Source organism: Streptomyces sp. NPDC058470 (assembly GCF_042721055.1).
Classification (GTDB): Bacteria; Actinomycetota; Actinomycetes; order Streptomycetales; family Streptomycetaceae; genus Streptomyces.
Genome location: NZ_JBHXMF010000101.1, coordinates 1 through 11,015, shown reverse-complemented (window position 1 = coordinate 11,015; position 11,015 = coordinate 1). Strand labels below are relative to the sequence as shown.

The window sequence follows — 11,015 nt, the reverse complement described above, 5'->3', positions numbered from 1 at the left end:
AACTTTGTATTTCGCTAATATTGTTTTCGGCCTAGTGGTGGCACACCCTTTTTTATTTGGGGGGGGGGTGGTCGGGGGGGGTGGCTTTGTCCCGCCTCACCCCGCTTCTCGGCAAACAGAGCCCAGAGAGAGGCTGAGGAGGTCCTAGAGAGCGCTCCCCGCGGTCCAGTCCGCCCAGGACAGGTTCCACCCGTTGAGACCGTTGGACGGATCCACGGTGACCTCGTCCGAGTTCTTGACGATCACCACGTCGCCGAGCATCGAGCTCTTGTAGAACTTGTAGCCGTCCACCGAGGTGTCGTCCGCGCCCTTGGTGTCGTGCATGCTCACGCACCCGTGACTGGTGTTGCTGCTGCCGAAGACCGACGTCGACGCCCAGTAGTTGCCGTGGATGAAGGTGCCGGAGGTGGTCAGGCGCTGGGCGTGCGGCACGTCCGGGATGTCGTACTCGTCGCCGAGGCCGACGGTCGAGGACTCCATCCGGGTCTGCTTGAAGCGCTCGCTGATCACCATGATCCCCGACCAGGTGGTGTGGTCGGCGTCGCCGCCGGTCACCGGGTAGGTGGCGAGGGTCGAGCCGTCCCGCACGACCGTCATCGTCTTGCTCGCCAGGTCGACCGTGCTGATCTGGGAGCGGTCGATGTTGAAGACGACGTCCTTGGACTGGGTGCCGTAGACGCCGTCCGTGCCCTCGACGTCCTTCAGGCGCAGACTCAGCGTGATCTTCGTGCCCGCGGCCCAGTACTCCTCGGGCCGGAAGTCGAGCCTGGTGTCGCTGAACCAGTGGCCGACCACCTCGACGGCAGGCTCAGCCGTCACCGTGATCGCCTTCTCCACGGCGGCCCGGTCGGCGACGGCCTTCGTGAAGTTGATCGACACGGGCATGCCGACGCCGGAGGTCGAATTCGCTTCGGGGGTGAAATACCCCACGAAGGTCTCGCCGGGAGACTTGGTGGTGAAGGTCGCCGTCGTTTCGCCGGCTCCTTCGGCCTGGGCCGTGACCGTGTATTTGGTGCCGGAGAACGGGTTCGCGCTCGACGTCCATTTCGTACGGGCGTCGTTGTAGGAGCCGGCCAGGGTGGAGCCGTCGTTGCCGGTGACCTTCACGGCCGACAGGGTGCCGTCGGCCACGGCGATCTCGACAGGGCTGGTGAAGGCCGCCTTCGTCGTACCGTCGGCGGGGGTGACGGTGATCGTCGCTACCTTGGCCTTCGTCTCCGCCTTGGTACTCGCCGCGGGCGTCGCGCTCGTCGTCTCCGATGCGTCCGCCGAGCCGCTGCAGCCGGTCAGGACGGCGGCCGGCACGGCACCGAGCACGGCGAGGATCCCGCGCCGGGACCACGCCGGACGGCCGGGCCGGTTCGATGCCTGCCGTTCGGACCGGTTCGGTATCTGCTCGGACCGGTCCGATATCTGAGGGTCGACCACGGCACGCCTTTCTTAGATCACCACCACTGCTGGTGCATCCTGCGCCTCTTCTATTTGTTGATTCTTTGAATCCAGGGGGTTCCTCCTTAGATTCCTGTGAAGACCCCTGAGAGACGGCCTGAAAACGGGCCCGGCTGCGTGCGCGTCGACGTGAGGCCGAGCCGCCCGCGCCGCGCACCGGAGCGGCCACCGACAGGGCGTCCTCGGTGATCTGGCGGCTGCTCACCGCGTCGCCCGCTTGCCGCACCTCGGCGGGCTCCCGGCGCTCTACGGCGGCGGGAAGCCCACCGACGTCCTCCAGGGTCTGCCGCGGGTCTCTGTCCTCTGTCCGACGGCCCTCAGTGTTCGGTCACGTCGTCGAAGACCGGGTTCGCGTAGAACCAGGTGTCGGCCCCTGGGATGCGCAGGGTGTACGACCCCTTCCGCCCGCCGACGTCCGCCGTGCGGACGACCCGTCGTCGCTGTGCGCGAGCGAGACGGAGACTGGGGTGTGCCGGCCGCCCACTCGTCAGAAGTCTGCAAATTGCGCACAAGGTCGTGCACGCCTTGCAAAGTTGAGGCAAGAGGTGAGCAGAATTGGACAGAATTGCGCATGGAAATGATGGGAAATGACGAGTACTGTTCACGGCGTGCTGGCAGAGCGACGACATCAGCTCATCCTGCGGGCCCTGCGTTCAGGGGGTCCCGCGTCCGTGACCGATCTCTCCGAACAGCTGGACGTGAGTCCCGCCACCGTCCGCCGTGACCTGGTGAGACTGGAGGAGGAAGGCCTGCTGACGCGGGTTCACGGGGGCGCCGTCGTGGAGGAGGGTGACCAGCCCTTCGCCGAGGTCGCCGAGGTCGCCGAGGTCCGCGTCGCCGAGAAGGACGCCATAGCGGCGAAGGCCGCGTCGATGGTCCAGGACGGCCAGTCCGTCCTCCTGGACATCGGCACCACCGCGTTCCGGCTGGCCAGACAGTTGCACGGCCGCCGGATCACCGTGATCACCAGCAATCTGGTGGTGTTCGAGGAACTGGTGGACGACGAGGGCATCGAGCTGGTGCTGCTCGGCGGCATGGTCCGCCGCGAGTACCGCTCCCTGGTCGGCTTCCTCACCGAGGACAACCTGCGCCAGCTGCACGCCGACTGGGTCTTTCTCGGCGCCAGCGGCGTACGGCCGGGCGGTCAGGTGATGGACACGACCGTCGTCGAGGTACCGGTCAAGCGCGCCATGATCAAGGCGGGCGAGCGGGTGGTACTGCTCGCCGACCGGGCGAAGTTCCCGGGAACCGGGATGGCGAAGGTCTGCGGTCCCGAGGAGCTCGACGTGGTGGTGACGAACGCGCCGGTGGACACGGCGACGCGGTCCTCCCTGGAGGAAGCGCGCGTACAGGTGGTCGTGACAGGAAAGGCGGAGACGGCGTGAAGCTGACGATTCTGGGTGGCGGCGGATTCCGGGTGCCGCTCGTGTACGGAGCGCTCCTCGGGGACCGGGCCGAGGGCCGCGTCACCCAGGTCGTGCTGCACGACCTGGACGCGGGGCGGCTCTCCGCCATGACCCGCGTCCTGGCCGAGCAGGCCGCGGGCGTCCCGGACGCTCCCGAGGTCACCGCCACCACCGGCCTCGACGAGGCCCTGCGCGGCGCCGACTTCGTCTTCTCCGCGATCCGTGTCGGCGGCCTCGAAGGACGCGCCGCCGACGAACGGGTCGCCCTGGACGAGGGCGTCCTCGGCCAGGAGACGGTCGGCGCGGGCGGTATCGCCTACGGCCTGCGCACGGTGCCGGTCGCCGTCGACATCGCGCGACGCGTGGCCCGCCTCGCCCCCGACGCCTGGGTCATCAACTTCACCAACCCGGCCGGTCTTGTCACCGAGGCCATGTCCCGCCACCTCGGTGACCGCGTGATCGGCATCTGTGACTCGCCGGTCGGCCTCGGCCGCCGTATCGCCCAGGTGCTGGGCGCCAACCCGGGCGAGGCGTGGATCGACTACGTCGGTCTCAACCACCTCGGCTGGGTACGCGGCCTGCGCGTCGCCGGCCGCGACGAACTCCCGCGCCTGCTCGCCGACCAGGAGTTGCTCGGCTCCTTCGAGGAGGGCAAGCTCTTCGGCCCGGAGTGGCTCCAGTCCCTGGGCGCGATCCCGAACGAGTACCTGCACTACTACTACTTCAACCGCGAGGCCGTACGGGCCTACCAGCAGGCGGAGAAGACCCGCGGAGCCTTCCTGCGCGACCAACAGGCCGCGTTCTACGACGAGATGAGGCGCCCGGACGCCGCAGCGCTGACCGCCTGGGACCGTACCCGCGCCGAGCGCGAGGCCACGTACATGGCGGAGAACCGGGACGCGGCGGGCGCCGGTGAACGTGCCGCCGCCGACCTCTCCGGCGGCTACGAGAAGGTCGCGCTCGCTCTGATGCGGGCCATCGCGCGCGACGAGCGCACCACCCTGATCCTCAATGTCAGCAACCGCGGCACGCTTTCCGTGCTCGACGCCGAGGCCGTCATCGAGGTGCCCTGCCATGTGGACGCCAACGGCGCGCATCCCGTCGCCGTCGACCCGCTGCCCGGCCACGCCACCGGACTGGTCTGCGCGGTCAAGGCGGTGGAACGGGAAGTCCTGTCCGCGGCCGAGTCGGGCTCGCGCACAACCGCGGTGAAGGCCTTCGCCCTGCATCCGCTCGTTGACTCGGTGAACGTGGCGCGCAGGCTTGTGGACGGCTACACCTCGGTCCACCCAGGCTTGGCGTACCTCGTCGAGTAGGCGCTTTCCACCTTCCTGGAGACTCTCGCGCATGACGAATGCCGCCGCGGCCGTTCGAGGTGTGGACGCTGCGGCCGGCGCGGCGCCGCCCATAGGACACGCAAGGGTGCCCGGCCTTTGCCGGCCGGGCACCCCTTTTGTGCGCGCTCCGGGCGTGTCTCAGCCGGTGAAGCCGGCCGTGATGGACGTGAACTGCCAGTTGGTCTGGCTGATACCGGAGCAGTTGCTGACCACGCCGCCGCCGGCGCACGGCCGGTCGCGGTTGACCGCCCAGTAGGCGAGGCGCGCGATGTGGTGCGAGTTCGACCAGTCGCGGATCTGGGTCCAGATCGCCGGTGAGGTGAGCTCCTGCTGGTCGCTGAGCCCGTTCATGCCGGAGATGCCGATGTGCGCGTACGCCGTGGCGTCGTCCCAGCCGAAGGTGGACTTCAGCTTGGTCTTCAGGCCCTCGGTGGCGTTCACCGTGTTGCCGTACATGTCGGAGCCGCCGCCGAAGTCGAACGGCATGATGGTGAACACGTCGATGTTGGCGCCCAGTGCCGAGGCCCGCTCGATGAGCCGGTTGCCCCAGGAGGTCGGGCCGGTCGTCGACGTACCGAAGGTGACGATCGTACGCAGACTCGGGTTGTTCGCCTTGACGATCTTCAGTGCGTTGAGGATCCGGTCCTGGACGACCGTGTTCTCGAACTCGTCCGTGTTCTCGATGTCGATGTCGATCGCCTTGAGCCCGTACGCGTTGATCACCTGCTGGTACGCGCCGGCCAGTGCCTCCGGCGTCGAGCAGTTCGGCCCGAGCTTGTTGCCGCTCCAGCCGCCGATCGACGGCACGATGTCACCGCCCGCGGCGCGGACGGAGTTGATGACCGACTGGTCGTTGCCGCCGGTCAGCGCGCGCGAGCCGTCCCAGGCCGGGTTGCAGCCGCCCGACGAGAGGATGAACGCCATCGTGAACCACTTGATCCCGGTGGAGTTCATCACCGTACTCACGGCCGGCGGATCGCCCCAGCCGAGGTAGAGGTACGGCGCCGCCTGCTTGAAGTTGGTGCTGGGGGTGCCCGCGTTCGTCGTCACGGCAAGGGAGTTGGAGACACCGGAGAGGTTCCCGGCCGCGTCCCGTGCCCGCACGGTGAACGTGTAGGCGGTGCTCGGCGACAGCCCGCTGACCGTGCCGCTGGTGCCCGTGACGCTGAGCACCTGGTTGGCGCCGCTGTAGACGTTGTAGCCGGCGACCCCGACGTTGTCGCTCGACGCGCCCCACGACAGGGACACGCTGGAGGAGGTCTTGCTGGGGGAGGTCAGGCCGGTCGGCGCGGTCGGCGCCTGGGTGTCCGAGCCGCCACCGCCCGGGCCGTCCAGGCTGACGTCGTCGGCGTAGTAGGTGCCCTGGCCGTACCAGCCGTGCGTGTAGATCGTGGCGCTGGTCTGGGAGGCACCGGTCGTGAAGTTCACGGTGAGCAGGCTGTACGCCGACGTGGATGTCGTCCACGTCGCCGCGCCGCCGTCCACGCCCAGGTACACATAGCTGCCGCGCACCCAGGCCGTCAGGCTGTACGCCGTGTTCGGCTGGACGGTGACGGTCTGGCTGCACTTGGCGTTGTTGCTCGAACTCGCCGCCCCCGCAAGGGCCTTGGTACCGCTGTGCACGGGGGTGGAGACGATCGAGCCCAGGTTCCCGGTGCAGGACCAGGGGGACACGGCGCCCGACTCGAAGCCGGGGTTGGTGAGGATGTTGGCCGCATGGGCCGTGGTGGGCAGGGCGACCGCCCCGGCCAGAGCCAGGGCGGCGGTGCCGAGCAGAGCGATGAGGCGACGTCTGGAACGTCTGAGGTAGTTGATGCGCACGCGATCTCCCTGAAGAAATGGGGGTGTTCGGGAGTGCTGAAGGGTGCGCACCCAAGTTGGTATGGACCAATCAAGCTGTCAAGATGCTGTGCGTTGATTGGTCCAGACCGGTAAGGGGTTGTGGGGAGTTTTAGGGGGCTAGGCGGGTGCGATGGCGGCCGTGGCGGACGCGGCTGCGGCTGCGGCTGCCGGGGCGATGCCCGATGCGATGGCCGGTGTCGCCGCGGGGGTGATGACCGGTGTGGCGGTCGGTGTCGCGGCGGGAGCGATGACGGGCGTGGCGGTCGGTGTCGTGTGAGTGATAACCGGTGTGACGGTGGGCGTGAGCGCGCTGTCCGTCGCCGGGGCGGTCATGGTCTCCGCGACCGGAGCCGCGGCGGCCTGCACGCTGGGTGCGGGCGTGGCCGGTAGCGTCTCGGCCCGCTGCTGCGGCACCGCCACCGGCCGCACCGGACGCGGTCCCGTGACCACGGCGTAGTCCTGCCCGAGCAGCGAGGGAACCAGCTCGCCGGTCTCCTCGCCGAGCGCCAACTGCACTGCCGCCCAAGGGGCGTTGATCCCGCACAGCGCGAGCTGGTGCAGCCCGCCGGCCGGCCGGGTGTTGACGTCCATGAGGACCGGCTCGTCGCCGAACATCCGGAACTGAATGTTCGTCAGATAGTGCAGCCCGAACGCCTCCGCGAGCCGGCGCGCGGGGTCGATCCAGGTGGGGTGGAGCGTGAAGCCGCGACGGCGCCCGTTCTTGGTGCGGCCCACCGCCATCCGGACCCGGCCGTCAGGCCCGGTCAGGCAGTCGACGGACACCTCCGGCTCCGCAAGGAGCGGCATCACCAGCCAGTCGACGGGCTTCCCGGCCCCCCGTAGCGCGTCCTGAACCAGGCTCAACGGCACGTGCGAGCTGGGGAATCCGTTGAGGTGCATGAGGGAGAAGGGGGCGCGCGTGATCACCCGGAAGCCCACCCCGCCCGCACCGGCCGCGGGCTTGAAGCATGCCTTGTGGCCCGCCGCCTCCAACGCCTCGACGGCGACGAGGAGTTCCTCCTCGTTACGGACACGCCACCACGGCGGCACCGGAATACCCACGGCCTGCAGCGCCTGGTACGCCGTCACCTTGTCGTGGAAAATGGCCACGGCCTCGGAGGGCGGCGCCAGCAGGGCCGTGCCGAGCGCGGCGAACTCCGCGCGATGCGCGACGATCGCCGACTGGTGGAGCACGGGCACGAACACGTCGATCTCGTGCCGGGCGCACTGGTCGAGGGCGTACTCGACGTACGCGGCGCGGGAGAGGCCCTCGGGCTCCATGGCGGCGGTGTCGGCAGCGGCCAGAATGGGCGAGTCGGCGTCTCCGTGCGTCGCATGGATCTCGACCGGGCGGCGCTGCGGATTACTTCGCAGCTGATCCATGAAGAACACGTTCTCCGCGTACGTGCGGTTGAGCCAGACGCGTACGCGTGAACCCATGCAGGCCGCCTTTCACGGTTCCCGGGCACGGCGGAGCAGGCCGTGCCCGGCCAGGGGAGAGGGAGGTGCACCAAGCCGCCGCAGACCGAGGAAGGTTCAGCGTGGTGGTGTTGGGGCGATCATAAGGGGCGCGGGGCGGGTGTGGCGCTACAGGCGTGTTACGGATTCCCGAATTGTGGACCCCAGGTCCCGCGGGACGGTCTTGTCCGGCCTCGGTCGGATGTGTTCTTGTGTTGCTATTCGTGTCCGTGGAAGGGGCGAGGGTGGAGTCGAAGGCCGGCCGTTCGGGACAACTGTTGGCCATCAGTGATCTGCACATCGGATACTCGGAGAACCGCGCCCTCGTCGAGCAGATGCGCCCCCAGTCGGACGAGGACTGGCTTCTGGTGGCCGGTGACGTCAGCGAGAGCGTGGCCGACATCCGCTGGACCCTCCAAACGCTCAGCGGCCGCTTCCGCAAGGTGATCTGGGCCCCCGGCAACCACGAGCTGTGGACCCACCCGAAGGATCCGGTGCAGCTGCGCGGCGTCGCCCGCTACGAGCATCTGGTCGCGCTCTGCCGGGAGTTGGGCGTCACGACACCCGAGGATCCCTACCCCGTCTGGGACGGTCCGGGCGGCCCCGCCGTCATCGCCCCACTCTTCCTGCTCTACGACTACTCGTTCCTGCCGAAGGGCTGCACGACCAAGGAGGAGGGGCTCGCCTACGCCGAGGGCACCGGGGTGATCTGCACCGACGAGCACTTCCTGCACCCCGATCCCTATCCGAGCCGTGAGGCGTGGTGCCGGGCCCGGGTCGCCGAGACCGAGCGCAGGCTTGGCGAGCTGCCCGACGACCTGCCCGTGATCCCGGTCAACCACTACCCGCTGGACCGCCACCCGATGGACGTCCTGCGCTACCCCGAGTTCGCGATGTGGTGCGGCACCAGGCTGACCGCCGGCTGGCACCGCAGATTCCGCATCGAGACCATGGTCTACGGTCATCTCCACATCCCACGGACCACCTGGCACGAGGGTGTCCGCTTCGAAGAGGTGTCCGTGGGCTACCCCCGTGAGTGGCGCACCCGCACGGGACCGCCCGGTACGCTGCGCCGCATTCTGCCGATGGAGGTCGGAGCCGGTGATCGAGGAGCTGCTCCCGGAGTCAGTGGTGGCCGTGGAGGGTTTCGGTGACGACGGGGCCGAGGGCACGATGCTGTACCCCGAGGAGCAGGCGCTGCTGACCCGCGCCGTGGCGAAGCGGCGCCGCGAGTTCACCGCCGTACGCGGCTGCGCCCGGCGAGCCATGGAGAAGCTCGGCGTGGCGCCGGCGCCCATCCTGCCCGGCGAGCGCGGCGCCCCGCAGTGGCCCGCGGGTGTGATCGGCAGCATGACGCACTGCGAGGGCTACACCGCCGCCGCGGTCGCCCGCGCCACCGACCTGGCCTCCCTCGGCATCGACGCCGAACCTCACCTGGTGCTCCCGGACGGCGTCCTGGGCGCCGTGGCCCTGCCCGCCGAGGTGGCACGGCTGGGCGGGCTCGGTGCCCGGATTCCCGACATCCACTGGGACCGGCTGCTGTTCAGCGCCAAGGAGTCGGTCTACAAGGCGTGGTTCCCGCTCACCGCGAAGTGGCTGGACTTCTCCGAGGCGGACATCGACATCTTCGTGGACCCCGGGGCCGGGGTCCACGCGCTGTCGGGACGGCTGCGCGCGGAGCTCCTCGTGCCGGGCCCGCTGGTCGGCGGCGACCGCCTGGGGTTCTTCGACGGGCGCTGGACCGTCCAGCGGGGCCTGGTGGCGACGGTGATCACGGTGCCGCACGGCTGAGGCCGTGCACCACCGCGTGACTCAGCGCTGCGTCGGTCCGGGGCACCAGGTGTGCAGCAGCCGGAAGAACGACTCCTCGTTGCCCGCGAGCCCGGCCGCCGCCAGTGCCCGCTCCGCTTCGGCCAGGGCGGCGGGCGGCACCACGGGTGGTCGGCGCCCGTCCGGCGCTCCGTCGAAGGCGGCTCGGACGGTCTGGAGGAGACGCAGGTAGGCCTGCACGGCGGCGCGTTCGTGATCGGTCAGTACGGCGGTCGGCATCGGACGGCTCTCCCCGGGTCGGCTGGTCGAAGCGATACATGGCGGTACGTGACTCCAGCTTGCCGTCCGCCACTGACAATGCCGTTTCCGTACGCGGAGGTTCGCCCGCTTAGCGGAGGCGAAACCTCACGGAAATCCCTTGGGGGACGAGGGCCCTAGGCTGGAACGGAGACCTGGGAACCGCTTTCTCGGCGGCTTGTGAGCTGCGTCGACGGTGGCTTGCGCGTTGCCGGGACGGTGGCTCGGGAGCCGGCTTGACGGTGGCTTGGGAGCTGCCTTGACGGTGGCTTGGGAGCTGCCTTGACGGTGGCTTGGGAGCCGCCTTGGGGTGGCCCGGGAACAGGAGGTGGCCCATGGTCGACGTACCGCCCGGACACCCGCGGCGCACCCTGCGCTCGGTGGGCGACGGGGAACTGCGCCTGCATCACCGTGTCGTGCACGGCTACCGGCGCGCCTACCGGATGGCGGGCGAGGGCCCCGCACTCGTCCTGATCCACGGCATCGGCGACTCCTCGGACACCTGGGGCGAGCTGATCCTGGACCTCGCCCGCACCCACACGGTGATCGCGCCCGACCTCCTCGGCCACGGGGCGTCCGACAAGCCGCGGGCCGACTACTCGGTGGCCGCGTACGCCAACGGAGTACGTGATCTGCTCACCACGCTCGGCATCGAGTCCGCCACGCTGGTCGGGCACTCGCTGGGCGGCGGTGTCGCGATGCAGTTCGCCTACCAGTTCCCCGAGCGGACCGAGCGGCTGATCCTGGTCAGCGCGGGCGGCGTCGGGGGCGAGGTCAACCCCGTACTGAGAGCGGTGTCGCTGCCAGGTGCCCACCTCATGCTCTCGGCGCTGCGGCTGCCCGGCATGCGTCTCCAAGTCGGCCTGTTCTTCCGCCTGATGAGGATCCTCAACACCGATCTGGGCCAGGACGCACCGGAGTTGCTGAACCTCGTGGACGCGCTGCCCGACGCGACGTCCCGCAGCGCCTTCATCCGCACGCTGCGCGCCGTGGTCGACTGGCGCGGGCAGGCGGTGACCATGCTCGACCGCTGCTATCTGACCGAGGGCATGCCCACGATGCTGCTCTGGGGGGACCGGGACAGTGTGGTGCCGGTGCGACACGCGTACGGGGCGCACGAGGCGATGCCGGGCAGTCGCCTGGAGATCTTCGAGGGCGCCGGCCACTTCCCCTTCCACAGCGACCCGGCGCGCTTCCTCGCCCTGATCGAGGAGTTCACGAACACCACGAGCCCAGCCGACTGGAGCCGCGACCACTGGCGCGAGCTGCTGCGCGCGGGCCGCCCCGGCACGGCTGTCGGGCAGCCGGACACGGAGCAGAGCCGAGCGGTGGAACGAGACCTGCGAGAGGCGAGCGAACGCAGCGCGACGTGAGGCCACAGTTCCCTGAACTCGTCTCGTGCGCCTAGGTCCTGTCGTCACATCCCCGTCGTCGCCCGGAGGGCGGCCTGGCGTCG

Annotated in this window: 9 protein-coding genes and 1 pseudogene; 5 read left to right on the top strand and 5 right to left on the bottom strand. The window is 69.5% G+C overall.

Going from position 1 to position 11,015, the window contains the following annotated elements; translation table 11 throughout:
* Positions 1 to 144 precede the first annotated feature (144 nt).
* Both ACFWP7_RS40955 and ACFWP7_RS40950 read right to left on the bottom strand, forming a co-directional pair.
* A complete protein-coding gene (locus tag ACFWP7_RS40955; protein WP_384393177.1) occupies positions 145 to 1,413 on the bottom strand; it encodes an Ig-like domain-containing protein in 1,269 nt (422 codons plus the stop codon).
* Positions 1,414 to 1,585: 172 nt separating this feature from the next.
* A pseudogene (locus ACFWP7_RS40950) lies at positions 1,586 to 1,693 on the bottom strand (IclR family transcriptional regulator); the annotation flags it as partial.
* A 364-nt stretch (positions 1,694 to 2,057) separates the two neighbouring features.
* Here ACFWP7_RS40950 and ACFWP7_RS40945 point away from each other — a divergent pair.
* Positions 2,058 to 2,834, top strand: a complete 777-nt coding sequence (locus tag ACFWP7_RS40945) for a DeoR/GlpR family DNA-binding transcription regulator (protein ID WP_384393174.1) — start codon at positions 2,058 to 2,060, stop codon at positions 2,832 to 2,834.
* The gene (locus ACFWP7_RS40940) at positions 2,831 to 4,171 is read left to right on the top strand and encodes a 6-phospho-beta-glucosidase (protein ID WP_384393146.1); all 1,341 of its coding nucleotides are present in this window, start codon (positions 2,831 to 2,833) and stop codon (positions 4,169 to 4,171) included. Before ACFWP7_RS40945 ends, ACFWP7_RS40940 begins: the two co-directional genes overlap by 4 nt.
* A 159-nt stretch (positions 4,172 to 4,330) precedes the next feature.
* Here ACFWP7_RS40940 and ACFWP7_RS40935 read toward each other — a convergent pair whose 3' ends face one another.
* Together ACFWP7_RS40935 and ACFWP7_RS40930 are read right to left on the bottom strand one after the other, a co-directional pair.
* On the bottom strand, positions 4,331 to 6,013 hold the full coding sequence (locus ACFWP7_RS40935; protein ID WP_384393143.1) for a carbohydrate binding domain-containing protein: 1,683 nt from the start codon (positions 6,011 to 6,013) through the stop codon (positions 4,331 to 4,333).
* 138 nt (positions 6,014 to 6,151) lie between these two features.
* Positions 6,152 to 7,474 carry an ATP-grasp domain-containing protein gene (locus ACFWP7_RS40930; protein WP_384393140.1) on the bottom strand — a complete coding sequence of 441 codons (1,323 nt, stop codon included), beginning with the start codon at positions 7,472 to 7,474 and terminating at the stop codon, positions 6,152 to 6,154.
* 263 nt (positions 7,475 to 7,737) lie between these two features.
* Between ACFWP7_RS40930 and ACFWP7_RS40925 the strand changes: the two genes are divergently transcribed.
* Entirely contained in the window at positions 7,738 to 8,646 is a 909-nt protein-coding gene (locus ACFWP7_RS40925; protein ID WP_384393137.1) for a metallophosphoesterase family protein, read from the top strand.
* Positions 8,594 to 9,283, top strand: a complete 690-nt coding sequence (locus ACFWP7_RS40920) for a 4'-phosphopantetheinyl transferase (RefSeq protein ID WP_384393134.1) — start codon at positions 8,594 to 8,596, stop codon at positions 9,281 to 9,283. Before ACFWP7_RS40925 ends, ACFWP7_RS40920 begins: the two co-directional genes overlap by 53 nt.
* 21 nt (positions 9,284 to 9,304) lie before the next feature.
* Here ACFWP7_RS40920 and ACFWP7_RS40915 read toward each other — a convergent pair whose 3' ends face one another.
* Positions 9,305 to 9,541 (bottom strand): hypothetical protein, encoded by a 237-nt coding sequence (locus ACFWP7_RS40915; RefSeq protein WP_384393131.1) that lies wholly within the window; start codon positions 9,539 to 9,541, stop codon positions 9,305 to 9,307.
* 353 nt (positions 9,542 to 9,894) lie between these two features.
* Between ACFWP7_RS40915 and ACFWP7_RS40910 the strand changes: the two genes are divergently transcribed.
* Positions 9,895 to 10,932, top strand: coding sequence for an alpha/beta fold hydrolase (locus ACFWP7_RS40910; RefSeq protein ID WP_384393128.1), 1,038 nt, complete (start codon positions 9,895 to 9,897; stop codon positions 10,930 to 10,932).
* Positions 10,933 to 11,015: the final 83 nt, after the last annotated feature.

Excerpts from the sequence above, each read along its gene's own strand:
- ACFWP7_RS40930 (WP_384393140.1), bottom strand. The coding sequence starts at position 7,474 with ATGGGTTCACGCGTACGCGTCTGGCTCAACCGCACGTACGCGGAGAAC.
- ACFWP7_RS40915 (WP_384393131.1), bottom strand. The coding sequence starts at position 9,541 with ATGCCGACCGCCGTACTGACCGATCACGAACGCGCCGCCGTGCAGGCC.
- ACFWP7_RS40910 (WP_384393128.1), top strand. The coding sequence starts at position 9,895 with ATGGTCGACGTACCGCCCGGACACCCGCGGCGCACCCTGCGCTCGGTG.